Genomic DNA, 25,525 nt, shown 5'->3' with positions numbered 1-25,525 from the left:
GATGTGTCGCTTATGAGAATAGCGGACGCGGTGCGCCGGCGTATTCCACCACCGTCCGCTGCTCCCCGAATTTGATCCAATAGATGCTGCCGTTCACGCCCGAAAAATGGACGTCGCTGTTAAAATCGAGGCCGATGATGGCGCGCAGCAGGCACGTATTAAAGCCGCCGTGCGCGAACAGCGCCACCCGCTCGTCGCCCGGAAACTCGCGGCGCAGCCGCCCCAGCACGCGAAGCGCGCGGATATGCCCCATCTCGGGCGTCTCGTCGCCGGCATAAAACCAGCCGTCCTCTTCCACTTCGTCCTCGAGCAATACGGAGTCGTGTAAGCTCTCGAGCGCGTTCCGTGTCTGGCCCCGGCAAGGCCCTTTACTGCGCACCTCGTAGGCGTCGATCCAGACGCGGATCGGCAGTCCCGTCTGCCTGGCCAGCGGCCGTGCCGTTTCGATCGCCCGGATGAGCGGGCTGGAGACGATATGCGTCAGACCGGCCCCCTCCATGCACTTCGCTACAGTTTCCGCTTGGCTGTGCCCGAGCTCGGTCAGCACACAGTCCGGCATATCTTCCTTAACCGTGTTGCCGACGGACTGCCCGTGACGAATAATGAACAATTCCATTACAGATTCACCGCTTCCCCGGTCTCCGCCGAACGGTAGAGAGCCTCGATAATTTGCTGGACGACGACGCCTTCGCGCGGTGTCGACAGCATCGTTCCGTTGCCTTCCGCGGCGGCTATAAACGCCTCCAGCTGAACCTGATGCATATCGGGATCGGGTATTTTCGGCGCGACGATATCGACCGGTATGCCCTGGCTGAGCTTGTGGATGCCCGCCGACTTGTAGTCGAGCCCGCCCTTCGTGCCGTGCAGCCTGACGGTGCTGTTGCTTCCTTCCGGCATATGCACGATAAAGCTCGTTTCCAGCAGCAGCGTCGCGCCGTTATCGAAACGGATCATCCCCATCGCCAAATCTTCCACGGTGTAGTTGACGTAGTCCCACGGAGTCGGCACCGTGTCGTAAGGCTTCGTCCCAAGCTCCCGGTAAGCGGAACCCATCACCTGGACCGGCTTCGGAAAATCCATGAACCACAGCGCGAGGTCGAGCATATGTACCCCGATATCGATCAGCGGCCCGCCGCCCTGCAGCTCTTTGTTCACGAATACGCCTCCGGGAATGCCGTTGCGGCGCATCGCCGCCACCCGCCCCGCATAAATATGCCCGAGTTCGCCCGCCTCGATCGCCCGTTTCAAATACAACGCGCGGCCCCGGTAGCGGTTGCAGAACCCGTACGTTAAGATTTTGCCGGATTCGGTCGCCGCCGCTTCCATCTGTATCGCTTCGGCGGCCGTCATCGCGGGCGGCTTCTCGCACAAGACGTGGCAGCCCGCCCGCAGGGCGGCAATCGTCGCCGGAGCGTGAAACTTGTTCGGTGTGCATATGCTTACGGCGTCCAGCTCCACCTTCTCGAACATCTCCCGATAGTCGGAGAAGCTGTGCGCGAAGCCGTGCGCCTCGACGTTCCGGCGAAGCGTCGTTTCGTTCACGTCGGCTATCGCGACGAGCTCCACGCGATCCACATGTTTCTTGTAGTTGTTAATATGGGCGGCCTGCGCGATCCCTCCGCCGCCGACAATTCCGATTCTCAGTTTGGTCAAGCTGGTCTGCCCCTCTCCGGCGTTATTTGCCGATCGCCCGTTTCAGCTTCTCTTTGTCCGGCGCTACAGCCTTCTCCGTCTCGTCCATAATGTCCTTCAGCACCGCGCGGGAGTCCTGGTTTTTCGTGAGCGCTTCGGCGAGCTTCTTGCTCCATATTTCCTTCGCCTTCGCGTCGAGCGGAATGTTCGACTGGTACGGAATCCGGTCCTGGATCTGGAAGGCGAGCTGCAGCAGCTTTTGCCCGCCGATGGCCGGTTCCCCGTAGTCTTTCACCGCCGGCAAGTTCCGGTTCGGGAGATACGGCGATATTTCGGCATAGTTCATATATACTTGTTGCGCTTCCGGCGACATCGCCGCGAATTTGATATATTCCCAGGCGATTTCCTTGTTTTTACTCTGCGAAGGGATAATAAACGTGCCGTACACGAGGCCCGGAACTTGCCCGAACGGCAGTGTCGTGACGCGCCATTTGCCCTGGTTTTGCGACAATGTGCCTCCTGGCAGGAAGCTGCTGATTCGGGATGTGCCGCCGAAATAAGTGACGAGACCGCCGTTGTTGACAGCCCGGTCCGTTTCCTCCTTCGGCTTCTCGTAGATCAGATCGAGCTGGGCCGCCCGCTTCGCGTAATCGATCGCCTTGGCGAAAGCTTCCGTATTGCGCGAGAAGTTCATCTCCTTGTCGAAGTACCCGAGATTCGGCGAGGAGATGTCCGTAACCTCCGTCGTTTTGCGGAAAAAGTAATGGCCGCGGCTGCGCAGCTTCTGGGCCATATCGAAAAATTTATCCGGATCGGCGACAAGCTTGCCGACCTCGGCGGGATCGGACGGAAACCCGTTCTCCTCGAAAATGTCCGCCCGGTAAAACATGACGTACGGCGTCAACTGGAACGGCAGTCCATACAGCCGTTTGCCGTCGAGCGATAGCGACATATCCCAAGCCGCCTTCAAAAAATCCTTTTGCAGCAGTCCGGCGTTATACGGAGCGTCGAGCAGGTTTTCCAGCCCGTCCGTCGCCTTCACCTTCCAGTAATGCGCCTCGTGCAGATGAACGACGTCGGGGGCTCCGGTACCGGCCGCGAGCGCGGTGACGAATTTGTCCTCGGCATCGGGCGGGGTCGTATTGTTGATTTTGACGTTCGGATATTTCTTCATGAACAGCTCGTCGACTTCCTTGTACCCTCGCCAAACCGTAATCTCACCCTTAAAATCCTCCGGTTTTTTGGCCGCGGCTGTCGCCGCCCCGGTCTTTGCCGAATCGCTGTTTCCGGCATTGGGCGCATTATTCGCCGAACATCCGCTTATGGCGGAGGCGAGCAACCCCGCAGCAGTCATCAAGATGAGCGAATGTCTCTTGGGCATGGGCTCATTCTCCTAACCTGATTTGGTAGTACACGGCCCGGCTTCCGCCTTCGCAAAAGCCGGGCCGCATCGGCCTCTTCGCGCTACTTGCCCAGCGTTTTCTTCAACGCTTCTTTTTCAATCGAAACCGCCTTCTCCGTCTCGTCCAGGATCGTTTTGAGCACGGCTCGGGAGTCCTGATTTTTCGTAAGGCCTTCCGTCAGCTTGGTCCCCCAGATGGTCGAAGCTTTCTCGTCAAGCGGGTTCCCGCGTTGGTACACCATTTTCTCCATCAGCGAGAAGCCGAATTGCAGCACCTTTTGTCCGCCCATCGCCGGCTCCGCCTTTTGGGTTACGGCCGGCAGCTTCCAGTTCGGTTTGTACGGGCTCAAATCGGCCGTTTTCAGGAAAATGTCCTGAGCTTCCGGACTCGTGACCGCGAACTTGATATATTCCCACGCCAGCTCTTTGTTTTTGCTTTGCGACGGAATGACATACATGCCGAACCCGAGACCCGGCGTCTGACCGAACGGCAGCGTCGTGACGCGCCATTTGCCCTGATTCTCCGAAAGCGAGCCCTTGTTGCCCTTCTCGTCGATCTGGAATGTGCTCAGACGGTAAATGCCGCCGAAATAGGTGACCAGCTTGCCGCTGTTCAGCGCGCGGTCCTGTTCTTCCTTCGAGCCCGCGAAGACGAGATCGAGCTGGGTGGCGCGCTTTGCATAATCGATCGCATTCGCGAAGGCGTCCGTATTGCGCAAATAGTTCAAGTTGCTGTCATAGTAGCCGACGCCCGGCGAAGCGACGTCGGTGACCTCTTCGGTTTTGCGGAAGAAATAATGGCCTTTGGCGCGCATTTTTTGCGCCATCTCAAAAAACTTGTTCGGGTCGGCCACAAGCTTGCCTACGGAATCCGGATCGGACGGGTAGCCGTTTTCCTCAAAGATGTCCGCACGGTAAAACATAACCATCGGCGTAATGCGCCAAGGAAGACCGAACAACCGCTTGCCGTCCAGCGTAGTCGCCATGTCCCAGCTCAGCTCGGTAAAATCCCGCTTCAGATCCATCGCGTTGTAAGGCGCGCCGAGCAAGTTCTCCAGACCGTCCATCGCTTTATATTTATAGAAATGCGCCTGCGACAAATCGATAACGTCCGGCGCGCCGGTGCCGGTTGCGAGGGCGGTCGTGAATTTGTCCTCCGCCTTCTCCGGCGTATCCATCTTCACCTTCACGTTCGGATATTTTTTCATGAACAGCTCGCTTACATCGTTGTAGCCTTTCCAAACCGTAATTTCGCCTTTGAAGTCTTCCGGTTTTTTCGCCGCTCCGGCATTCGGCGCCGTCGAAGCTTCCTTGCCTTTGTCTCCGTCGCTGCCGCATGCGCTAAGCACAAATCCGAGCATCATGATGATAGCCAAACTCACGAGTGGAACTTTTTTCATTGTTCTTGTCTCCCCGTTGTAAAGTGTCGATTCCCCTTGCCGTTTCGTTCCATTTGCCTGCATCTCGCTGATCACGCCGCGCCATTCGCTCCCTCGTCCCCGATCGCTTGCCCGGCGGACGACGGCATCCCCCCCTTCGTTAATCCGCTTACTCTCCGGCGATCCCCGTTCGTTCGACGCTTTCTACGAAATACCGCTGGGTGAACAAATACAGCAGCAGGATCGGCAGAATGGCGAGGAACGATCCGGCCATCAGCTTTTCGTAGTTAGTCGGGAGCTGCCCGATCGCGTCGCCCGGCGAAGTGATGCCGGTATTGTCGTTTTCCTTCGTGACAACCATCGTCCCGAGCTTCTGGTTGAGCGTGTAGCTGTCACTTTTGTTCAAATACAGATTGGGGAAAAACGAATCGTTCCAGTTCCAAACGATCGAGAACAAAAACACGACGAGGATGGCCGGCTTCGCCATCGGCAGCATGATCGAGACAAATGTGCGCAGCGGCCCTGCGCCGTCAATCTTCGCCGCCTCCTCCATCTGATGCGGCAGCCCGCGGAAAAACTGCATGTACACGAGCACGAACAGCGCCCCCCGCAGCCCGTGGCCGAACAAGTTCGGCACGAGCAGCGGCAAATACGTATTCGTCATCTTCAAGTCGCTGAACAGCAGAAACAGCGGGACGACGATCGACTGCGGCGGAACGAGGAACGTGAACAGCAGCAGGACGAGCAGCAGCGTGTAACCCGGAAAGCGGTAACGGGCGAAGCCGTAACCGGCGATGGCGCAGCCGACAAGCTGGAGCAGCGCGCCGCCGAGCGAAATGATGACGCTGTTCGTAAAATGCCTCATGTAGTTCAAGCTTTTGAACGCATACACGAAGTTCTCGAAGCTGAGCGACTTCGGAATCCATTGCACGAGCGCATCCGCCACATCCTTCCCGGTCATGAAAGACTGGCTGATCATGTACAGCATCGGGTACAGGAATACGAACGAAAGGCTGAGAATCGTGACGTAATGGATCAGCTCTCCGGCTACCAGCTTCAGCTTCCGCGCTATCGGCGATCTCATGAAATCGGCGGAGGACTGCGACGTGCGGGACGGGTTCCGTTTGTATTGCAGGGTAAGCCTGCTCTCCTTCATGGCGCGTTACCTCCTGTCCCGGGCCACGGCGGTCGTATTGCGGAACAAGAAGAAAACGACGCCGATGACGAGAAATATGAAGATGAAATAAATCCAGCCGACTGCCGAGGCATAGCCGTAGTTGAATTTATTAAACACGAGCGTGTAAATGTACTTCATCATTTTGTTCATGACGGAAGTGAACGAGTCGACGATGCAGAACAGCGTGCTGACGAGCAGCATCGGCATAATCATCGGAAACGTAATTTTCCAAAAGTTTTCCCACGGCGTCGCCCCGTCGCACTTCGCCGCTTCGTACAGCGACGGAGATATCGTCTGGAGGCCGGCAAGCAGGATGAGGATCGGCACGCCGGCTCCCCACATGACAAGCGTGAGCGAGTCCATCATGGTCAGCAGCGGCGTGAGCAGCTCCAGCGGAATGTAGTCCTGGAGCACGCTCTTCAGATCGTACTGCTGGAAGATCGGCAGCGTCGCCGCTCCTTGCGCCGTCAGCTTTTGCAGCGTTTCGCCGGCGGCGATGATGACCGGCAGGAAGAAGACGCCGCGGAAGAAGATGCGCCCCTTCATCGGCCGGTTCAGCAGAATGGCGCTGAACATCGAGAAGATGAGGATGAGCGGCACGTTAAATATCGTTTGCAGCATCGTGCTGGTCAAGATCGGCGTAAACTCCACGTCGACCGTGAACGCTTGACGATAGTTTTGCAGACCGACCCAGGTCGCTTGCAGCCGGCCGGAATTTACTTTCAGATCCTGAAACGAGTACAGGAGCGAACGGACGAGCGGAATCGCCATAAAGACGAGGAAGCCTATCGTCCAGAGCGCGACGAACGAGTAGCCTTCGGCGAAATGTCTGCCTTTAAGCGTCAGGCGCAGCTTGCCTTTCATTTGGCGGTCCCTCCCTTCCTTACGGCAAAGCTGCCTGCGTTTACGACGATATTGTCCGCCCGCTTCGCGCTATTGCCGTAATTGACGTAAATGTCTACGCCGCCTGCGTAGCTCGTTCGGTACAGCTCTCGGTCCAGCCGCTCGTGCGCCACGATCGGCTGCCCCGCCACCAGCTTCATCGCTTCGAGCGCCCGGCGATATTCGTCCGCCGCCGGCTCCAGCCAGTCGCGGTAATCGGAGCTGACCAGATCGTCCAGCGGCGTCCGCTGCAGCTCGGAGGAATTCGCGTACGACAGCCGGTATTTCGGCATCGCCCCGTATTCGATCATGCGCAGAAACTCGCTGCGGCCGTCGTCGCGAACATTGCTCGCGTCTCCGGAATACGGGATCAGACCGCGGACGACCGCCTGGTAAAACGGAACCGTTTCGTCCTCGAATATATAGTGGCTGGAATCGAGCGGAGCGTCGTCGATCCGGTCGATATGCCCCATCGTATAGGCGAAGCCGTAATGGACGGCTGCGGCGCCGACCTGGCTGCGAACCGCATCGAGCGCCTGCGTCCAGCTCTCGATCGTTTGACGGCGGCTGAACGGCGCGTTCACGTTCTGATCCGAGTACAGCATGTCGCCGATATGGTCCATCCGCAATCCGCTAATGCCGAGCCCCGCATAACGGTTAAGCTCGCTATTCAGCTTCGCCAGTGCGGTAAGCGGCTTCAGCAGGAAATGTCTCATCCCTTTTTGCTGCTGGAGCGTGGCCAGATTCGGTTCCCGGACGAGCATCGGCTCGCGGTTCAGGTTGCGGATGACGTCCTTCGATTCCTTGAACGCGCCGCTCTGCGCATAAGGCATCACGTAGTTGGCGTCCAGATACAGCTTGATTCCTTTGCTTGCGGCATATTTCGCCAATTGCTCAAGACCGGCTGCTCCGCCTAGCTTTGACGCCACCGGGAAATGCTGCGGCTGCTTGCCGAATACGCCGCCGTCGGACCAGCCTTCGAGCGTCAGCTCGAGCGAATCGACGCCTTTGGCCGACAAGCTGTCCACCATGATCTTCGCCTGCTCGAACGTGGTCATCGCCATGTACGTGCTGCCGATGATCTCATCCCGGACGACGCCGCCTACGAGTTGAAGCTGAAGCGCTGGGTTTTTCTCCGTTATCGGCTTCACGCCGCGCTCCACCGTCAAGTAGGTCCGGTACGCCTTCGCCATGCCGACGTAGCTGCTGTTCCCGCCTTGCAGCGGCACGTAGCGGACCGCCCGGTCTCCCTCGATCATTTTGCCTTGGTACATCGGAATTTCGCCCGAATCGCCAATGAAAATGATATCGTCGCTGCGGTACGTAAACTCGACCGAGGAGCGGTACAAATTGATGTTTTGATAGCCCGAAGGCGCCGCGACGATTTTCGCGTCATGATCGCCTTGCGTGACGAAGGCTGCGAAGCCCTGGGTCCCGCGGCTGATGCCGAATACCGGCATGGCGATCTTTTCACGCGGCGAAGGGAACACGTCCTCCTTCGGGTTTTTCAGCACGGTCTCTTTCGTCTTCGTGTTGAAGGCGTAATCGCCGCCGTAGATCGTTTGGTAGTACCGGTCGAAATATTCCAGGTGCTTCTCCTTGAACCGGATGATCGATCCGGAACCGTCCGGCACGAACATATACCCGGTCTCGACTGCATTACCGGCGTCGAAATACGGCATCGGTTCCAGGCTGACGAGACGGCAGCCGGACGCTTCGCGAACCGAATCGTACGGAATTTTCACTTCCAGCCCGTCGCCTGCAAGCCGGTATTCCATCGTGAAGTGCAGGCCGATCGACGTCAGCGCGTAATCGATCTTGAGCCCGCCGTCGATAAGCGACGGGACCGCGCTGCCCGTTTCCTTGGCGGGATACGTCTGCGCCGGCTTGGCGCCCTGGGTGTAGCGGATGACGACCGGATTTTGCACCGTCGCCAGTTGAGTGTCCGAGATGCCCGTTCGGTTTTGCGGATAGCTGCTCCAGACGGCTCCTGTTCCTTTGTCCTCGAGCGATACGAGCCCCTTCGCGCCGTCATACAGGAGGCGGAATTTGCCATTCTCCGCCACTTGCCGTGGCGCCCCCGCCGCGGAGCCGGACAGCGCCGCAATCTGGAAAGGCGTCTTGCTGTCGTTCTCGGCGCAGCTGGCGTTCGCCGCGGCGGTCGTATTGGTCCCGCCTCCCGTACCGTTCAGAAGGAGAGCTGCCGCGACGGCCGCAACCAGTAAAACCGCAATCGATAGTTTGATAATGCTGCGTCTGCTCATGCGTTCCCTCCTTCTACAAGCGGAAGCGGATTTCCGTAATCAGACCGACGACGAAATTGATCGCCTGATTGACGAGTCCGTAAAACAAAATGATAACGAACCATATAATGAGCATGCCGATAATCGTCAGAGCCAAGATGAACAGCAATTTGTATAAATTGAAGTCGTGCAAAATTTTCACTTTCATAATAAGCAGATACGCCACCCATAGGAAAACGAACGACGTCATAAACAAGTACACGGCCCATTCCTTCATCGACATCGCGTTCGACAGCAGCGAGATCGGGAGCGTGAGCAGGATGTACGGGGTAAGCGCAAAAGCGCTGCCGACCAAAATTTCCTTGAACTTGCCCTCGCCCTCCTGGATCGTGCTGATTCCCCAGTTGGCGATCGACCAGGTCAGCCACAAGATGAGGATCGACACGGCTTCGGTGACGAACGAAATCTCGAACGCCTCCCGGCGCTGGAACAGGAAACCGGAGAGCGAGAGCGACAGGATGCGCACCGCCATCGCCAGCGCGATCAGTACCGCCGCATCGCGGTACCGGGCTTTGCCCGGCTCTTGCAGGTCGTAAAAAAAATCGATCGGATGCGCCAGCACCTGGCCCGCCATTTTCCACGTGCTCATGAGGCACCTCCTCTTCCCGTTGCCGCAGCCGAAACCAAGGTCGCCCGCTTGCGCCTTCTGCGCCTCCATCCGAGCAGCAATCTAAGCAGCACCGCCGCCGCGATAATAATCGCGACCGCCTCGGCGAAATGCTCCCGCAGAAACAGCTTGCGCTGCTCCAAAAAAGCGTTCGAATATTCGTTGTACGCTCTTGCCTGTTTGAAGTAGACGAGCGCTTCCTTGTATTTCTCCTGCTTGTAGAGCGACTTGCCGATGGCGACGTAGGCCAGATTGTAATTGCTGTTCAGCTTCGCCACTTCCGCCCACGGCTGCTGCGCCTCCTCGTACCGGCCGTCGGAGTACAGGACGGATGCCTTGTGCACCAGTTCCCCGAAGGCGGTAATCCGGAACCGGTCGATCCGGTTTCGCGATTCGTCGGCGACGTAGATCGTGCCGTCCGACGTTTGGGCGATGCTCGAAGGGGTGATGAACAGGCCGTTCTGCACGCCGATTCCGCCGAACTGGAACAGCAGATTGCCCAGGCTGTCGTATTGAAACGCCCGGCCCGTAATGAGATCAAGCGCCGTAATGAACCCTTGGGCGCTTACCGTCACATCGACGAACGAATTGACTTTGCGCTTCTCGCCCATCACTCTCATCCGATAGTCGCCGTAGCGGCCGAGCGCGGATTCCTGCTCGTTCAGCGTATCGACGCCAACGGCGCTGAGCCGTTTGATCTGCAGCGTTTCGATACCAAGCGTGGTAGTGTAAATAAATCCTTCCTGATCTTGATAGAGATTAGAAAACTCCGGCGGTTTCTCGCCCGCGATCTGTGCCTTCTGCTCCTTCGTTGCGATCAGGTTGGTTAAAACGCGGGTCATGCTGAACGGCACGTGATTGGCTCCGAAAAAGCCGGCGAACAAACCGTCCGGATCGAGCTGGAGCAGCCCCTGGTACAAACCGTCGCAGACGATGAACAAGTAGCCGCGTTTGTCGACGATCAGCTTGCTCGGCAAATACAGAAAGTCTTTGCCGAGCAGCGGGCTTTCCGGAGCGCGAAATTCCTTCGTAAACTTCCCGCTTTTGTCGAATACGGCGATCCGGCTGTTTTTCGTATCGGCTACGTATACATCGCCGTCCGGCGTGGCGAAGACCCCTTTCGGCCCGTTCAGCTTCCCGCTGCCTTCGGCGGCGCCGTACGTGCCAAGCAGCCGTTTGTTCGCGTCCAGATGCACGATCCGGTTGTTGCCCGTATCGGCGATATACAGCGTATCGTCGCCCGCAATATACAAGTCCTGCGGCTTGTTCAAAGGGCCGCCCTCGTTGTCGAAGCCGTCGATCGAATCCGTATACACATAACCGTTCAGCGAGGAGACCGGTTCGAATTTGTGATTGTACGTATACCCCTGGTAAGGCGTAGCCGCCAGCGCGGCCGGCGATCCGATGCCAAGTGTCGCCAGCACGGCGGCGAGCGCCAGCGCGAGGCGTTTGTAAACTCTCAAGTGGACTCCCCCTAAGCCTTGATTCCCGAATGGGCCATCGTCTCGAGCACCCGGCGCTGCGTGATGATGAACATGACGAGTGTCGGCACGATCATCAGGAAGCTGGCCGCAGCCAGAGCGCCCGTACGGGCGACGACGCCGTAACCGCCGCTGATCGTGCTGATCGCGAACGGCAATGTTTTCATCTGGTCGGTCGTCGTATACACGGTCGAAGCCCAAGGATCGTTCCACGCGGCGATAAAATTAAGCAGCATCAGCGTGGCGATCGCCGGCTGCAGCAGCGGAACGACGATAGACACATACGTGCGCCATTCGCTCGCACCGTCCATCCGCGCCGCCTCCAGCAGCGCGTCCGGGATCTGGTCGAGAAACTGCTTCATCAGGAACAGGCCCATCGGCGAAGCGAGCATCGGCAGCACGAGAGCGAAATACGTGTCCATGAGCCCCAGCTTCGACATGACGATATATTGCGGAATTTGCGTCACTTGCGGCGCAAACATAAGCGCGAGCACGATCAGGCTGAACAGCCCTCTACGGAACGGCAGCTCCTTATGTTTGCTGAGCGGGTAAGCCGCCATCGTGCTGATGACGATCCCGATAGTGACGACGAGAAACGAAACGACGATACTGTTGAAAATATAACGGGAGAACGGAACGACCGAGCTCGTCGCCGCGAACAGCAGCTCCTTGAAATTTTGCAGCGTCGGGTTGATAACGAAAAATCTCGGCGGGAACAGAAACAACTCCGAAACCGGCTTAAATGCCGTCACCGCCAAATAGACGAGCGGAGCGAGCATGAGCAGACCGAAGAAGGTCAGCAACGTGTACAGGACCATCCCGCTCCAATCGAACCGGCCCCCATTTATGAGCGAAGATCGACTAACCACTGCCTCAATCCCTTTCTCCGAGTATGTTGAAGATCAGCCGGTTCAGCCCGACCATAAGCAGGAACAGCACGACGGCGATCGCCGCGGCGTATCCCATCTCGAAACGGACGAAGGCGTAGTCGTATAGATGAGTCATAATCGTGTGACCGGCGTACAGCGTGCTCGGAAACCCGGCCAGCGTCATGCTGATGTCGTACACCTGCAGCGACGACACGATCGTAAGCACTGCGCCGAACAGCAGCTGCGGCTTGACCGAGGGCAGCGTAATGTACCACAGCTCCTGCCAGCGGTACCGGACGCCGTCGATGACGCCCGCTTCGTACAGCTCCGGCGACACGTTGGTCAGCCCCGCCAGGAAGGCGAGAAAGCCGGTCCCCATGCTGGTCCACAGGGCGACGATAATAATGACCGGCATAATCGTGCTGACGTCCTGCAGCCACAGCCACGGCTCGTCGAACACGCCGATCTTCATCAGCCAGTGGTTGATGAGACCATAGCGGTCGCCGGAGAACAAATACAGCCAGACGACCGACATCGCAACTGAGCTCGTAATGGCCGGCGTGTAAAAGCAAAGCGTAAAGAAAAAGCGGTACTTTTGCGGAATGTTGCTGATCAGCCACGCCAGTATGAACGACATACAGTAACCGAGCGGGCCGGTGAAGACGGCGAACGTCAGCGTATTGCCGATCGCTTTCAGGAAAATGTCGTCGTCCAGAAACAGCTGCTTGAAATTTTCCAATCCGACCCAGCGGGCCGGCTCGAGTATGTTGTAGTACGTGAGGCTCATCCCGGCTGCGGTAAACACCGGGATGACCGTAAAGATCAGGAACAGCAGGAAGAACGGCGCGAGAAACAGGATCGAGGTGCGGTGCCGCAGCAGACGGGCCCACAAACCGGGCTGCTTATCCGCCTTTGTTTTTTGCTTCGTTTTCGCGCTTACGGCCGTTTCGCTCATCGGCTGCCACCTCCCCCGTCCGCCGCTGCCGAAGTCTGCTCTTCGTCCAGCCGGAACTCCTTCCGTTTTTTGCGAATTTCCTTGTTGATTTCTTTCACGCCGTCCTCCAGCGCCTCGCGGGTGTTTTTCCCGTTCAGCACGATTTCGTTCCAGATGTTGTTAATATAACGGGTCGTGTAATAGTCGCCGGGAACGATTTCCCGTTCCTTGAACCAATCCCACTGCTGCAGGATCGCGTTAATGTCGGCCTGCGGCCACGGCAAGTTTTGCAGCGCCTCCACGTTCGCCGTATTCCAGCGCGCCTCGGTGCCCATAATCGCCTCCAGCTCGCTGCCGAACCGCTCCTGCACCGGCGCACTCGTCCACCACTTCAGAAACTCCCACGAGTCCTGTTCCTTCTTCGTCGTGCTGAAGATGACGCCGGTTTGCGAAGCGCCGCCCATCGAGCGGTCGATCACGCCGTCCGCCCGGCGAATGCCCGGAATCGGCCGCATTTCCCACCAGCCGGTCAGCTCGGGAGCCGCTGTCGAAAGCTGCATGTACGTCTGGTAATCGGCGACGCCGATCGGCATTTCGCCCGTACGGAAGCGATTGTAGAAGCTCGCTTCCTTGCTGATTTTGTAATTCGTGTAAAACCCGCTCCACATCTTCATCGCCGACAGCGCTTGCGGCGTATCGAGCGCCGAATTTTTGCCGCCTCCGCTGTAGAAGTCCCCGCCGAGCTGGAACAGGAACGGCGCAAATTGGGCTGCCGCGCCCGCGGTGTCGTGCGGATAGTAGAAGTCCATGCCGTTCTGCTGAAGCTTTGGAATGATGTCCATCACTTCCTGCCACGTTTCCGGAATCTTCTTGATGCCGAGCTCTTCCATAATATCCTTGCGGTAAAACATCATGTAAAAGTTCTGGTTTTCCGGCAGCGCATAGTTGCCGCTCTGGAACCGGTAAGGAGTAAGAGCGCCGGGCCGGTATCTCGAAGCGATGCTGTTATAGTCCGAGAATTGGCCAAGGTCGACGAGTCCGCCGCGCAGCGCGAAATCGATCGGAATGCTCGCATCGACACCCAGCGCCACGTCGGGCGCCTTGCCCGAAGTCATCGCCAGCATGAACAGATTCATCGAGCCGGTCGGAATGATGTTCACTTCGACGTTGATGCCCGTTTTCGCCGTAAAATCGTCGTCGGCCATTTGCTTGATCAACTGGACCCAGTCCCGTCCGCGGGCGACCCATACTTTGAGCGTATTGCCGTCGTCCTCGCGCGTCGAACCGATACTGCGGTAATCTTTCGTAAATGAAGTGAAGAAGTCGTATACGCCGAGCCCAAACGTCGTCAGCGGCCCTGCGTTTGCAGCCGGCCACTTGCGGTCCGGCGATTTGACGATCAGATAGTCGAGCTGCAGCTTCTGCTTGTTCATCGACGTAATCCAGGAGCTGAGTGACGTCTGCGTCGTGGAGAAGCTGTCGATCCGCTTCGGAATCGTATCCGTCTTCGCCGCCAGATCAATCATCAGATCGCGCGCCATCAGGATGGAAGCCAGCTCCGTGCTGCCCTTCTTGACGCCGAGTTCATACATCGTTTGGACTGCACGGTCCAGATCCCGCGCCATCAGATGCAGTCTGGGCACCAGGTTCGGAATGCTTTTCTCCAGCTCCCACTCGCGGTTCGGGTCGGGGTTCGTCCCCGTAATCATAATGACTTCCCGGTTCAAGTAGGACATCTTGGTCGATACGTCCTGCATGATCTCGAACACCGGTCCGAGCTGGCCGACCTGCACTTCCAGCCGAATGCGGTGCTTGCCTTTCTCGAGGTAAAACAAGTAAGGGGTGTCCGTATTGCCGAAGCCGCCCACCTGCCACGAGCTCGCATACGGAAAATTGACACTGTTCATCTCGCGGAACGGGATGGCCCCATCGACATATAACGTCCGCTGCACCGGCACCTGGTTCAGCCATTTGGCGGCAAAACGGGAGCCGAGGTTATACAGCGCCGATTCTGGCGCTTCCACTTCCCACTCCAGCCACTGGCTGCCGTCGCGCCACGAGCCGCCTCCGATCGTATTGAGCCGGATGACGCTTTTGTCGAACGGCTCGCTGGCCGGCTCGCGGTCGTCCGTCCGCCGCAGCGTCGGGTCGGATTTCAAGGCCGCGGACTCCGCCTGTACCTTGATCAGCGTATCGGACGCCTCTTTGTACCCTTTCTGCTTATACATCGCAGAAACGTCCGCATAGGTCGGCAGCACGGCAGGCGAGAACACCCGCAATTCGCCGATCGCGGCCGGCTCGCGAATGTAGCCGATGCGCACCGTATGGACGCCCTTCGTCAAATAATACCGGAACGGCTCCGCAATACGCGCCTCCGGGTCCCGGAAATCGCGGTATTGCCAACCGAATACTTCCGCCTGCTTCGGATTGAACTCGTTGCCCATCCGGTCAAACCAGGGCTCCCCCGCTTCCTTCCACATTCTCGGGAACACGAGCCGCTTCGTTTGGGAGAACGGAAAACTCCCGTCGATCAACACGCTTCTCTGGATCGAGGACCCTTTGCCCTCGAGCGCGTAATAGGTCGTCCCCAGCTGATAATAGCCGGCTGCGGCGATCTGCACCTCGTACTCGACCCAGCCGCCTTCGTCCGTCAGTGCTACTACATCGCCCATGCGTCCTTCGGGATCGCTCCTTTTGGCCGCGCCGGTCGGGCTGATTGCCTTGTAATCCGCACCGCGGATGACAAAACGCGCGCCCGACGCATCCGCCGCACCGCTTTTTCCCGTTTGCCCCATATAAGCCGTATAGGAGGGCTCCAGCTTCGAGCCCGCCCCGCTGCCGGCCAGTATGGAGCTTTCGTCTACATCGCCGTACTCGGGAACCTCGGCCATCGCCGTGTCGCTGAACCCCCGAGACTGATACCACCACAGGAACCCCGCCAGCAAAAGGACGGTGACTATGATGGAAACCGTATATTTGCGCAATACGTTAAGCAAAAAACATTCCCCCTAGGCAGACCGGTAAAAGTCTTCGGCCACCGCCGAAAACCCGAACTTCAGAAGCGGTGTAAAACCAATTTTCTTAATGATTAAAATTATAGATCAACAAGAACAAAGTTGCATGTTAAACGATTGTAAATTTTTCGCCTCAGCCGCGGCTCAGCATCCGCTCGGCCGCCCGAAGCCAGACGGCTACGCCTTTTGCCGCCGATTCGTTCATGCCCTTGCTTTTGCGCGTGACGGTTTCCATCGCGGCTCCGCGAAGCGAGGCCAAATGTTTGGCGGTTGCCGGATAGCCTTTGCCGAGCACGCCATCCAAAAAGACGAGCATCTCGTGCCACGCCTCCGCGGCCGCCTCATCGCCATCCTGCTCCGAGCGCCAATACGCCGCCAGCACATCAACCGCCGCCGAACCGGTAGTCGCCATAATCCCCTGCGCCCCCGCACGAACCGACTCCCGCAAAAACGACATATTCGCCTGGAATACAAGACTTTCGGGAGCGCTTACAATTTTCGCCTGTATCCCTTCCGGCGTGCAGGTCGTATCTTTGATGCCGGCTATCCCGTTTTTCGCCGCCAGCGTCCCATACACGTCGGGATCGATATGGCGCGGCGAGGCGAGCGGGCATTCGTAGAGGAATACGGGCAGCGGCGACAGCTCCGCAAGCCCTGCGATATATTCCGCCAGCTTGTTCTGATCTTGGCCCATGGCGCCCGGCGGAATAAGCACGAGACCGGATACGCCCGTCTCGGCCATCCGCTGCAATTCTTCCTTGTGCTTCGACGGATCGCTATCTACGTTCGCCGTCGCCAGCACCGGGGTGCCGCCCGCTCTTGCGGCGGCACGCCCGGCGAGCGCCAGCCGCTCCTCCAGCGTAAGCAGCTCCATTTCGCTGCTGCCGCATACGGCGAACAAGCCGTTCGGGCTTTTCGACAGCTGCCAGTCGACGTACCGGTCGTAGCTATCCCAATCGATCTCTTTACTCATTTTGAACGGGGTCATCAGCAGCGCGTAAACGCCGCGAAATTTCGAAAATGCGATTGACATGCTATCCACTCCCGTTTCTGGTTGGACTCCTCCGGGCTGAACCGGCTTGGCTCAGTGCGTTTTTTGCAGCTTGACCGTTTCGTCGAAGCGCTGCAAAATTTCTTGCGGCGTTGCCGCGCCGACGCCGCCCAGCTTGCGGACGGACACCGCGGCGGCGAGGTGCGCGAAGGCGGCGGCCTCCGGACCGCTGCAGCCGGTGGCAAGCGCGGACAACAGCGCTGCGGAGAACGTATCGCCCGCACCCACGATATCGATCGGCGGCTTGACGGGAGCCGTCGGCACGTACGTCACTTCATCCTGCTCCAGCCAGAGCGCCCCTTTGTCGCCAAGCGTGACGCAGCAAGGCGACTCGACGACCCTCGCAAGCTGCTTGCCGGCCTTCATAATTTCGCTCTCCGAAGACGGATGGTACTTCAGGCTGCCGTAGCACCAGCGAAGCACCTCGATTTCGTTCGGCTTCACGATGACGTTTTTGTACTTGCCTATATTTTCCCGGCTATCGACGACGATCCGCTTGCCCCGGGACGCCCAGTATTTCAGGCGTTCCCGCAGCAGATCGCCGACCACGCCCGATTTGAGCTGATCCGTCACGCTGATAATATCGACGTTCTCGGCCATTTTGTCCAGCTCGCCAATGAGTTTGCGCTGCATCGCGTCAAACGGGGCGTCGAGATTGATGAAATCGATACGCGGCGCCTCCTGCTCCGCATCCTGTAAGCCGCGCAGTATCGTTTTGCAGTAGGCCGGAGTGACCCGGCCTTTTTCGGACAACGTATACGAATCGTTAATGCCGCGCTGCTTCAGCGAATCTTTCAGCAGCGTCCATCTCCAGTCGTCCCCGACGATCGAGCAGATGCTTACTTCCTGGCAGCCGATAGAGCGAAAATTGCTCGCTACGTTGCCCGCCGCACCCGGGCCGAACGTTTCGCGGATGACCGGCAAGTTGTAATGGGGCGTCTCGCGGGACAGCTCGCTGATCGTCATATCGACATGCCAGTACACGTCAAGGCAAGCGTCCCCGATTACCCCGGCTTTTACCTTGGATATCCCTTTCAAAATGCCGGCTACTCTTTCCCGTGTCAATCCGGTATATTGTGGAACGGAAGATAAACCGAAAATTTCCTCTTCCATACAACTGTCTCCCTTCCCACCCTTATGGCGCGAATCTGTTCATGAGCTTTATGTGCCGGCTAAGGCAATGCGGAACGTCTTCAGTTCGAACGGTTTGAAATAAGCCCGGAAGCCGTGCTCTTCGAAAGCCATCGCTGCCGCTTCACGTTCGGCCAGATTGACCTCTTCCACCTTGCCGAGGCGATAGTGGAAGCGGAAGCCGGCCTCGTCCCGCTTGCCCGCATATTCGTAGCAGCGTACGATCCATTCGTCCGAATCCTCTGCCTTCTTGACCGTATCGATCATTATGTGATCGCTCTCTACACCGATCAGGCTGAGCAGCGCGGGAAGCGTTCCTGCGGATGCGGACGAATCCGCTGCGCCGCCCTCAGGCAGTGCGCCGATAACGACCGGCACGTTCAGACGGTACGCCTGCTGCACGGTGCCTGCGGCGAACCAGTCGCCGTCATGCGGCAGCAAAGCGTATGTAAAGACATGCTCGCCCTTGTCGCATTCCGGGTCCGGCTTGTTCGACGACTTCAGCAGCGTGATGCGCATGACGTTGTCGCGGATGTCGTGGCCGTACTTGCAGTCGTTCATAAGGCTGACGCCGAAGCCTCGTTCGGACAGATCGACCCATTTGTGCGCGCAGGTTTCGAAGCGGGCGAAGTCCCAGCTCGTATTCCAGTGCGTCGGCCGCTGCACATGCCCGAACTGGATTTCGTACGTCGCCGCCGTCGCCCGCACTTGCACCGGGAAGGCGACCTTAAGCAGCGTCTCCCGCTCCTGCCAATCGACCCAGGTGGAGAAATCGATGCGCGGATTGTGCACGTAAAGGATCATATCCTGGCGGATCGACGTGCTGCCGTACTTCCAGGCAAACTGGATCACGGCGCGCTGCGGTCCGTTCTCGATCACCTCGATGGAACGGATGTCGGTAACCTGCCGCACTTTGTCGTAATAGAAAATATCGATCTCCCAGTTGTCGTGATTGACCGGTTTGTCTTCGTGAACGTCGAAACGGTTCGCCGTCTCGCCTTCGGCGATAACTTCGCGGCCGGACCGCTTGTCGAACAGTCGCGTCAGCTGCCCGGCTTCGTTCCACTCGATCTCGTAAAACGGAGTGGAAGCCGAACGCTCTCCGCATACGATAACCGCACCGGCAGGCGAAGCCGGCTCGCTCTCCTGCTCCATATACACAGTCGTGTAGCCCATCGGCGGAATATCCGTCACATACAGCTGGAGGTAATCTCCGTCCGCCGATCCGCTAATGCGCTCGGCCGAAACCGGTCTGCCGGCCCCGTCCACCCAGCGTTTGCCCGCAAAGCGGTCTTCCCACGGCAGATGAACCAGCTCGCTCCGCGCCCACGTCAGCGTGTTGTACAGCATCCAGCCCGGACGTCCGTCCGCAGCCGCAAACGAGGCGAGCTTTCCGAGTCCGCCCGCGAGCGCTTCGTCCGCAAGCTGCTTCGCTTCCGCGTATTCGATGCGGCAATCGTCGTAAACGGCCGTAATCGAAGAGCCCGGCAAAATATCGTGGAACTGGTTGCGCAGCACAATTTTCCAGCTCTCGTACAGCGCAAACGCCGGATAGGAGGCGAAGCCCGCCAGCGGAGCGGCGAAGCTGGAGACGATCTCCGCATCGCGCAGCAGAAACTCCATCCGCCGGTTCATCAGCTTCACATAACCCTGCGACGTGTAGGTGCCCCGATGAAGCTCCAAATAAAGCTCGCCGTCCCAGCGGTGCACGTAACGGTCGGTGCTCGACACCGTCTGCTCCAGACTGCGGAAAAACTCGTCGGCACGGCCGGTCGTCGCCTTCGGCAGCCCCGGCATATCCTCCAGCCGTCTGCGCAGCTCCAGCATCGTCCGGGTCGGGCCGCCGCCGCCGTCTCCCCAGCCGTACGAGAGCAGCAGCTCGGAGTCGTTGATTTCCTTGTCGCGGTAGTTGTTCCAGATCCCCGCCAGCGTCGCCGGAACGACTTGGCCGTTGTACGTGTAGAACCGGGTGAACGGGCTGTCCGCGAGATCCGGATCGGGCGTCGTAATATAATGGGTGAGCACTTCCGTCCCGTCGATTCCCCGCCATACAAAGGTGTCGTGCGGGAACCGGTTGTAAACGTTCCAACTGATCTTCGTCGTCATGAAGTAGCGCAGGCCGCTCTTTTGCAAAATTTGCGGAAGCGCCCAGCTGTAGCCGAACACGTCGGGCAGCCATAAATAGTCGCACGAGACGCCGAATTTGTTCTCGAAATAGCGCATGCCGTACAACAGCTGGCGGACGAGCGATTCGCCAGACGGAATGTTGCAGTCCGATTCCAGCCACATCGCGCCGCCGGCTTCCCAGCGTCCTTCCTTGACGCGCTCCTGAATGCCGGCAAAAATGTCCGGATAGTCGCGCTCGATATATTCGTACAATTGCGGCATCGTTTGCAGAAACACATAATCCGGGAACTGCTCCATCAGGCGCAGGACGGTGGAAAACGAGCGGGCCGCCTTCTCCCGCGTATGTCTCAGCCGCCACAGCCAGGCCACATCGATATGCGTGTGCCCGATGCAGCGCACCGTGAGCGGCTGGAATTTCGGAATCGCTTCCAGCTCCTCCTTCAGCTTTGCGTTCGCCTCGCGCACGCTGGCATAAAACGCCTCGTCCCCCGGAACCCGCCAGTTGATCAGCATGATCGACCGGTCAAGCGCTTTCAGAAGCGCCTGTTTCTCCCAGCTGTTGTCGCCAAGCACCTTGATCGTATGCCAGACCGCGAACGCCGTGTAATACAAATCGTCCGCCTCGGTTTCCAGCACGGCAAGCCCGGACATCGAGAGCTGATGCTCCAGCTCCGTTTTCGTGCCTTCCTCCCCGTTCAGCCCGGTCCATATTTTGAACAGCAGCTCCACCTGCTCACCAACAAGCGTTTCCGGGAAAAACACTTCCTTATGATTGCTGCCTACGCCCTGATACGGCGCGCCGTTTACGTACAGCAGCGATTCGAAGCCGGAATTGTGGCCCGCTCCGGTTTTCCCGAAGTCGAACAAGCCGACGACTTTCCGTCCCGACCATTCCGCCGGAATGACTGCGCTTGCGCTGAGCCAGGCCGTCAAGTCATAGCCGCGCCAGCGGTCGCCTACGCTAATCGTCCCCCACTCGGCCTCGGCGGGAGGCATTGCCCCAATCTCGGCTTCCTTGTCGACCCAGAATCGGTAGGAAGGCAGCTCACGGTAATCGATATAGCGATATTTCTCCAATTGTACGATGCGTTTCCATAGCTTTTCGAAAGTTAAGAGCATGAGGCCCCTCCTGCGTGTACGGGTTTGGCAGCGCGGCGCGAATGACCTTGAAATGACCTTCGGCGAGAAGCGAATGCGACTGCGACTGCTGCTGCGAACTTTTTATTAATTAATTTAATCATAAAGATAATTAACGATTTTGTAAAGAGTTTTTCTATGCAAGGATTGATTCAGAAAAAAAGGATCTCATCCTCCACCGGTGGTGGAAGCGAGATCCTTTCTCGTTCCTGACAATCTGCGAGCGCCTTACGACAAACGCTTTACTTCCTGCGCGTTATTCGTATCCGCCGGATCGGCGTCGTCCGCGATGCCGCGGGTTGAATTGCGGAACTCGCGAAGCGTGTCTCCGAATGCCCGGCCGAGCTGGGGCAGCTTGGCCGGCCCGAAGATGACGAGCGCGATTGCCAGAATGATAATCAGCCCGGAAATCCCGATATTATTGAACATGTGTGCCACTTCCTTTCTGATCTTGTATGAGTATGGGAGCTAGAGCGCGTTTGTAAACACGCCCTAAGAGACGCGCTGCTCCATCCGGCTCCACTGGCGCGACGAGACGATGACGCTGATCTCGAACAGCACGATAAGCGGAATCGTGACCGATAGATGCGAAACGAAATCGGGCGGCGAGATGCACGAGCCGACAATCGCGAGGCCGAGGTAAGCGAATTTGCGCGCCGCCTTGAGCCTCCCCGGCGTGAGCAGACCGATCTTCGTCAGAAACAGCAGCACGACGGGAAGCTCGAAGGCGATCGCCATCGGGAACACGACGCTGAACAGAAACGAGAAATATTTATCGATCCCGTACGTTTCGACGGCCCCGATCGTGCGGTTCATTTTCTCCATGAACCCGAGCATCATCGGGAACACGACGAAGTAGCTGAATGACGCCCCTGCAAGAAACAGCGCGAACGACACCGGCACGTACGCCAGCGTTCCCTTCGCCTCCTCCTCCGTAAGTCCAGGCCGGACGAACGCCCATATCTGGTACAGCAGAACGGGAAGCGTAAACAGGACGGCTACCAGCAGGGCGCACTTCATATAAATGAACAGCCCGTCGGTAAACGCGAACACATTCCATTCGATGCTTGCCGCCGCCGGCTGGTTTTTGAGCAGCAGCAGCAGCTTCGGCGATACGTACAGCCCGAGGCATAACGTCGCGAAAAACGCCGCGAACACGACCAGAAGCCGTTTGCGCACCTCGGTCAAATGAAAAACCAACTCTTCCTGATCCATCCTCATTCCGCCTTAGCTGCAAAGCCGGGGCCGATCAGACGACCAGCCCGCTGCCCTGCTTCAAATATTTGGCTACGCCTTCCGCTGTCCGGTAGGAGAGAGCGCCTACCACGCCCGTCGGATTGTAGCCGCTATTGTGGTTAAATGCCGAAGCTCCGACGACAAAAACATTTTCCGCATCCCACATTTGCAGGTACGAATTGACCGCTGACGTAGAAGGATCGGCTCCCATGCAAGCCCCGCCCGTGTTGTGGGTCGATTGGTAGGGCACGATATTGTACGGATTGAGCTGATCGCTCGACCCTATGGAGGACGCGCCCATTGCTTTGGCGATTTCTTGTGTTTTTCCGGCGATAAATTTCACCATCTGCCGATCCTGCTCCTCGAAATCAAACGTAATACGCATGAGCGGCATCCCGTTAGCATCCTTGTACGTCGGGTCGAGATCCAAGTAGTGATGCTTGTACGGCATGTTGGAGCCTTGGGACGCGACGGTCAGCGTCCTGTAAGCATATTTGATGGAGGCTTGCTTGAACTCTTTGCCCCATGCCGGCGTGCCGGCTGGAACCGTATTGTTGCCGATCGGGCGCTGCCCTGTCTGGAACAGGCGAACGCCCGCGCCATGAATAAACTGCAAATTCGCGTGGTCGAAGTTGTCTCCGTTGAAATCCGGAATTTCCATACCGAGTGCGCCGGCGCCCGCATACGTATTGAATTGCTTCTCTTCGAAAAATGCGGTCGTGGACCCGCCTTGAACCTGATAAGCATAGTTACGTCCGATCACTCCTTTGCCGGTGGCCGGATCATAAGGAGTTCCGAGCTTTGAAGTAAGCAGCAGCCTGACGTTATTGAACAAATAGCTGGCCAGTATGACCACATCGGCAGGCTGTTCAAACTCGTCACCCGTCAGCGTATTGACGTAAACGACACCGCTTGCTTTTTTGCCGTCGTTCAGCACCTTCACCACATTGGAATAGCTTCTAAGCTCGAAGTTTCCGGTCTTTTCGGCAACCGGCAGCACCGTTACGACCGCATCGGCCTTCGCGCCGTATTCGCAGCCGAACCGTTCGCAATAGCCGCAATATTGACAGGCGGCCCTCGTGATGCCGTCCGGATTCGTATACTGCTCCGATAAGTTTGCGGAAGGAGCCACATAAGGATGGTAGCCCAGCTTTTTCGTCGCATCTTCGAACAATTTCATCGCCGGCGTCTTGAGCATGGGCTTGGTCGGGTACGGGCTGGAGCGTTTGCCCATCAGCTCGAGCGGCTGATCGCCTCCGGATATGCCGGCCATCTTTTCAAACTTGTCGTAGTACGGCTCGATCTCGTCGTAGGTGATGCCCCAGTCTTGGATCGTCATCCCTTCGGGTATTTTACTTTTGCCGTACCGTTCGACGGTTTTGCTGTAAATCTGAAAATCGTACGGAAGGAAACGGGGCAGCTGTCCGTTCCAGTGTACGCTGGCGCCGCCGAGTCCTTCTCCGAGCAAGAACGAGCCGTGCTGGCGCATCGGACGCGCCGTCATTTTTTCCGTATTGCGGAACGTCACCGTTTCTCTCGACAAATCCTGCATAAGCTCCAGACGCTGGGCATACCGAAGCTCATCGTGCACCATATAGTAATCTTTCATGCTGCGCGGCTTACCGCGCTCCAGGCCGACCACCTTGATACCCTGCTTCGCCAGCTCTGCGGCAATAATACCACCGGACCATCCCACTCCGACGATGACGACCGGTACCTTCGGCAATTTCGTTGCCATTCCAATCCCCGCTTCCTATGTAAATAATATGTGTAACGCTGCTTTCAGTGGGCGAAATGATCGTGCAGGCTGCGCGGCTCCATCACGATAAATTCGTCTTTCTCCATAATGTCCGTGTAGCTCATTTGATTGCCCGGATATTGGCGCATTTTCCAGCCCATCATATTTTTATTGCCCCCGTATACGGGATCGCAATAAGCGCCTTCAATCGTCATGCTGCGCAAAAGGTTGAAGAACGATTGGCCGGTAACTCCGGTTACAACTTGAATTTCGCCCTTCTGGAGAGAGGTGAGGATGGTGTCCTTCTCCTCGTCGGTCAGTTCCGCGAACCCTTTCTGATGCTTCTTCTGGCTCTCGTCCTGAATCGCCTGCAAGCCCATCGTGAACACGGCGTGACGCGGAATGCTCTGGTAATCCCCTTGCGTCGCTTCGCTGGGACCAAACGGCCCCATCCGGTATTCCCGGACGTTATTGCCGAACTGTCCGGCGAGCTGGTGGTCGATATAAAAGGCGACTCCAAGCTCTGCCGCTCCCGGGCCGAGGTCATCTTTCGGAAAAATGCGTTCGGCTGCCGCTTCCGTAATTTGCAGCTGCTCCTGATTGAAAAACATGGTCGCTTCGTTGAAGTTTTGGACGGGCTTCGTCTCCGCCGGAGGCGGCGTAGCCGTATTGTTGCCTTTGGTCGTACAACCCGCGATGACGCCCGTTATAACCGCTCCGCCGATGGCCGCTCCGGAATATTTCAGAAACTTGCGCCGGGAGTTGGTTTGCCGCTGCTCTGAGTGCTGATCTGTCATAAGTCGCTGCTCCTCGGTTGTAGTTTATACAGCTAAAACTTGGTCTGGCTTCCATTAGGCTTGGCAACCGATTAACAAATTATGCAAACCGGCTTCATCTGCAAAAAAAGCGAATGAAAATGGAGGCTGCGGGCATGCTAGGGGCATTCCATCTAAACAACCGTCTTCTTGGAGGGAAACTCACATGCGAAAAACTGCGATTATCGGGTCGGCCGTTCTGCTCGCGCTCGCCCTTTCCGCCTGCGGAAAAAGCAAAACCCCGGAAACGAACCAGGGAGGCACAGCCGGCGGCGGTACGGCAACGACCGCGGACGCGCAAGCAATCGTCAAGCAAAACTGCACAAGCTGTCACGGCGTCAACCTGGAGGGCGGCGGCGGGCCGAAGCTGTCGGCGATCGGCTCCAAATATTCCAAAGATCAGATCGCCGGCATTATTACGAACGGCAAAGGCGCAATGCCGAACTTCAAAAGCAAGCTGTCGGAAAGCGACATCAGCGCCGTCTCCGACTGGCTCGCCGCCAAAAAGTAAGAGCTTTGCTCAAAAAACAAGCAGCCTGCTCTGGCTGCTTGTTTTGTTTGAGCGCGGCAACGGCAAAAAGGACCGCCCCGGGCCTAATAGCCTCGTCCG

General features: G+C 57.8%; 20 protein-coding genes. 1 reads left to right on the top strand and 19 read right to left on the bottom strand.

The window, feature by feature from the left end:
• Positions 1 to 10: 10 nt before the first annotated feature.
• The 19 genes from D7M11_RS30825 to D7M11_RS30735 all read right to left on the bottom strand — a co-directional run bounded on the left by D7M11_RS30825 (position 11) and on the right by D7M11_RS30735 (position 24,897).
• Positions 11 to 616, bottom strand: coding sequence for a histidine phosphatase family protein (locus tag D7M11_RS30825; protein ID WP_120751125.1), 606 nt, complete (start codon positions 614 to 616; stop codon positions 11 to 13).
• Positions 616 to 1,653: a Gfo/Idh/MocA family protein gene (locus D7M11_RS30820; protein WP_120751124.1), complete on the bottom strand. Its 1,038-nt coding sequence runs from the start codon at positions 1,651 to 1,653 to the stop codon at positions 616 to 618. Before D7M11_RS30820 ends, D7M11_RS30825 begins: the two co-directional genes overlap by 1 nt.
• Positions 1,654 to 1,675: 22 nt before the next feature.
• Positions 1,676 to 3,013 carry an ABC transporter substrate-binding protein gene (locus D7M11_RS30815; protein WP_120751123.1) on the bottom strand — a complete coding sequence of 446 codons (1,338 nt, stop codon included), beginning with the start codon at positions 3,011 to 3,013 and terminating at the stop codon, positions 1,676 to 1,678.
• Positions 3,014 to 3,096: 83 nt separating this feature from the next.
• On the bottom strand, positions 3,097 to 4,434 hold the full coding sequence (locus D7M11_RS30810) for an ABC transporter substrate-binding protein (RefSeq protein WP_158606929.1): 1,338 nt from the start codon (positions 4,432 to 4,434) through the stop codon (positions 3,097 to 3,099).
• 148 nt (positions 4,435 to 4,582) lie between these two features.
• A complete protein-coding gene (locus tag D7M11_RS30805; RefSeq protein WP_120751121.1) occupies positions 4,583 to 5,569 on the bottom strand; it encodes a carbohydrate ABC transporter permease in 987 nt (328 codons plus the stop codon).
• A 6-nt stretch (positions 5,570 to 5,575) separates the two neighbouring features.
• Entirely contained in the window at positions 5,576 to 6,454 is an 879-nt protein-coding gene (locus D7M11_RS30800) for a carbohydrate ABC transporter permease (RefSeq protein ID WP_120751120.1), read from the bottom strand.
• The gene (locus tag D7M11_RS30795) at positions 6,451 to 8,736 is read right to left on the bottom strand and encodes a DUF5696 domain-containing protein (RefSeq protein ID WP_120751119.1); all 2,286 of its coding nucleotides are present in this window, start codon (positions 8,734 to 8,736) and stop codon (positions 6,451 to 6,453) included. The genes D7M11_RS30800 and D7M11_RS30795 overlap by 4 nt, the downstream gene beginning before the upstream one ends.
• A 13-nt stretch (positions 8,737 to 8,749) precedes the next feature.
• A complete protein-coding gene (locus D7M11_RS30790; RefSeq protein ID WP_158606928.1) occupies positions 8,750 to 9,364 on the bottom strand; it encodes a YIP1 family protein in 615 nt (204 codons plus the stop codon).
• A complete protein-coding gene (locus D7M11_RS30785) occupies positions 9,361 to 10,845 on the bottom strand; it encodes an NHL repeat-containing protein (RefSeq protein WP_158606927.1) in 1,485 nt (494 codons plus the stop codon). Before D7M11_RS30785 ends, D7M11_RS30790 begins: the two co-directional genes overlap by 4 nt.
• Positions 10,846 to 10,856: 11 nt before the next feature.
• On the bottom strand, positions 10,857 to 11,732 hold the full coding sequence (locus tag D7M11_RS30780; protein WP_147433524.1) for a carbohydrate ABC transporter permease: 876 nt from the start codon (positions 11,730 to 11,732) through the stop codon (positions 10,857 to 10,859).
• A gap of 4 nt (positions 11,733 to 11,736) precedes the next feature.
• A complete protein-coding gene (locus tag D7M11_RS30775; protein WP_120751115.1) occupies positions 11,737 to 12,687 on the bottom strand; it encodes a carbohydrate ABC transporter permease in 951 nt (316 codons plus the stop codon).
• The gene (locus D7M11_RS30770) at positions 12,684 to 15,662 is read right to left on the bottom strand and encodes an extracellular solute-binding protein (RefSeq protein ID WP_120751114.1); all 2,979 of its coding nucleotides are present in this window, start codon (positions 15,660 to 15,662) and stop codon (positions 12,684 to 12,686) included. Before D7M11_RS30770 ends, D7M11_RS30775 begins: the two co-directional genes overlap by 4 nt.
• A gap of 151 nt (positions 15,663 to 15,813) precedes the next feature.
• Positions 15,814 to 16,713 carry a dihydrodipicolinate synthase family protein gene (locus D7M11_RS30765; protein WP_120751113.1) on the bottom strand — a complete coding sequence of 300 codons (900 nt, stop codon included), beginning with the start codon at positions 16,711 to 16,713 and terminating at the stop codon, positions 15,814 to 15,816.
• A 51-nt stretch (positions 16,714 to 16,764) separates the two neighbouring features.
• Complete coding sequence (locus D7M11_RS30760; protein WP_120751112.1) at positions 16,765 to 17,844, bottom strand: bifunctional heptose 7-phosphate kinase/heptose 1-phosphate adenyltransferase; 1,080 nt, start codon at positions 17,842 to 17,844, stop codon at positions 16,765 to 16,767.
• 48 nt (positions 17,845 to 17,892) lie between these two features.
• Positions 17,893 to 21,108: an alpha-mannosidase gene (locus D7M11_RS30755; RefSeq protein ID WP_120751111.1), complete on the bottom strand. Its 3,216-nt coding sequence runs from the start codon at positions 21,106 to 21,108 to the stop codon at positions 17,893 to 17,895.
• A gap of 246 nt (positions 21,109 to 21,354) precedes the next feature.
• Positions 21,355 to 21,555, bottom strand: coding sequence for a twin-arginine translocase TatA/TatE family subunit (locus D7M11_RS30750; protein ID WP_120751110.1), 201 nt, complete (start codon positions 21,553 to 21,555; stop codon positions 21,355 to 21,357).
• 63 nt (positions 21,556 to 21,618) lie between these two features.
• On the bottom strand, positions 21,619 to 22,341 hold the full coding sequence (gene tatC, locus D7M11_RS30745; RefSeq protein ID WP_120751109.1) for a twin-arginine translocase subunit TatC: 723 nt from the start codon (positions 22,339 to 22,341) through the stop codon (positions 21,619 to 21,621).
• Positions 22,342 to 22,375: 34 nt separating this feature from the next.
• Positions 22,376 to 24,100 (bottom strand): GMC family oxidoreductase, encoded by a 1,725-nt coding sequence (locus tag D7M11_RS30740; RefSeq protein ID WP_120751108.1) that lies wholly within the window; start codon positions 24,098 to 24,100, stop codon positions 22,376 to 22,378.
• 44 nt (positions 24,101 to 24,144) lie between these two features.
• A complete protein-coding gene (locus D7M11_RS30735; protein WP_120751107.1) occupies positions 24,145 to 24,897 on the bottom strand; it encodes a gluconate 2-dehydrogenase subunit 3 family protein in 753 nt (250 codons plus the stop codon).
• A gap of 184 nt (positions 24,898 to 25,081) precedes the next feature.
• On the opposite strand from D7M11_RS30735, the gene D7M11_RS30730 reads away from it, so the two are divergent.
• Positions 25,082 to 25,426: a c-type cytochrome gene (locus tag D7M11_RS30730; protein ID WP_120751106.1), complete on the top strand. Its 345-nt coding sequence runs from the start codon at positions 25,082 to 25,084 to the stop codon at positions 25,424 to 25,426.
• The last annotated feature ends 99 nt before the right edge of the window (positions 25,427 to 25,525 follow it).

Origin of the sequence: Paenibacillus ginsengarvi (assembly GCF_003626695.1) — a bacterium.
GTDB classification, from domain to species: Bacteria; Bacillota; Bacilli; order Paenibacillales; family NBRC-103111; genus Paenibacillus_AB; species Paenibacillus_AB ginsengarvi.
Note: the sequence above shows the minus strand (reverse complement) of the source record. Positions and strands in the feature narration are given on the sequence as shown.

What these genes read in the sequence shown, in the direction of transcription:
- D7M11_RS30825 (WP_120751125.1), bottom strand. Translation starts at nt 616, where the DNA reads ATGGAATTGTTCATTATTCGTCACGGGCAGTCCGTCGGCAACACGGTT.
- D7M11_RS30815 (WP_120751123.1), bottom strand. Translation starts at nt 3,013, where the DNA reads ATGCCCAAGAGACATTCGCTCATCTTGATGACTGCTGCGGGGTTGCTC.
- D7M11_RS30810 (WP_158606929.1), bottom strand. Translation starts at nt 4,434, where the DNA reads ATGAAAAAAGTTCCACTCGTGAGTTTGGCTATCATCATGATGCTCGGA.
- D7M11_RS30805 (WP_120751121.1), bottom strand. Translation starts at nt 5,569, where the DNA reads ATGAAGGAGAGCAGGCTTACCCTGCAATACAAACGGAACCCGTCCCGC.
- D7M11_RS30800 (WP_120751120.1), bottom strand. Translation starts at nt 6,454, where the DNA reads ATGAAAGGCAAGCTGCGCCTGACGCTTAAAGGCAGACATTTCGCCGAA.
- D7M11_RS30795 (WP_120751119.1), bottom strand. Translation starts at nt 8,736, where the DNA reads ATGAGCAGACGCAGCATTATCAAACTATCGATTGCGGTTTTACTGGTT.
- D7M11_RS30790 (WP_158606928.1), bottom strand. Translation starts at nt 9,364, where the DNA reads ATGAGCACGTGGAAAATGGCGGGCCAGGTGCTGGCGCATCCGATCGAT.
- D7M11_RS30775 (WP_120751115.1), bottom strand. Translation starts at nt 12,687, where the DNA reads ATGAGCGAAACGGCCGTAAGCGCGAAAACGAAGCAAAAAACAAAGGCG.
- D7M11_RS30765 (WP_120751113.1), bottom strand. Translation starts at nt 16,713, where the DNA reads ATGTCAATCGCATTTTCGAAATTTCGCGGCGTTTACGCGCTGCTGATG.
- D7M11_RS30760 (WP_120751112.1), bottom strand. Translation starts at nt 17,844, where the DNA reads ATGGAAGAGGAAATTTTCGGTTTATCTTCCGTTCCACAATATACCGGA.
- D7M11_RS30755 (WP_120751111.1), bottom strand. Translation starts at nt 21,108, where the DNA reads ATGCTCTTAACTTTCGAAAAGCTATGGAAACGCATCGTACAATTGGAG.
- D7M11_RS30750 (WP_120751110.1), bottom strand. Translation starts at nt 21,555, where the DNA reads ATGTTCAATAATATCGGGATTTCCGGGCTGATTATCATTCTGGCAATC.
- tatC (WP_120751109.1), bottom strand. Translation starts at nt 22,341, where the DNA reads ATGGATCAGGAAGAGTTGGTTTTTCATTTGACCGAGGTGCGCAAACGG.
- D7M11_RS30740 (WP_120751108.1), bottom strand. Translation starts at nt 24,100, where the DNA reads ATGGCAACGAAATTGCCGAAGGTACCGGTCGTCATCGTCGGAGTGGGA.
- D7M11_RS30735 (WP_120751107.1), bottom strand. Translation starts at nt 24,897, where the DNA reads ATGACAGATCAGCACTCAGAGCAGCGGCAAACCAACTCCCGGCGCAAG.
- D7M11_RS30730 (WP_120751106.1), top strand. Translation starts at nt 25,082, where the DNA reads ATGCGAAAAACTGCGATTATCGGGTCGGCCGTTCTGCTCGCGCTCGCC.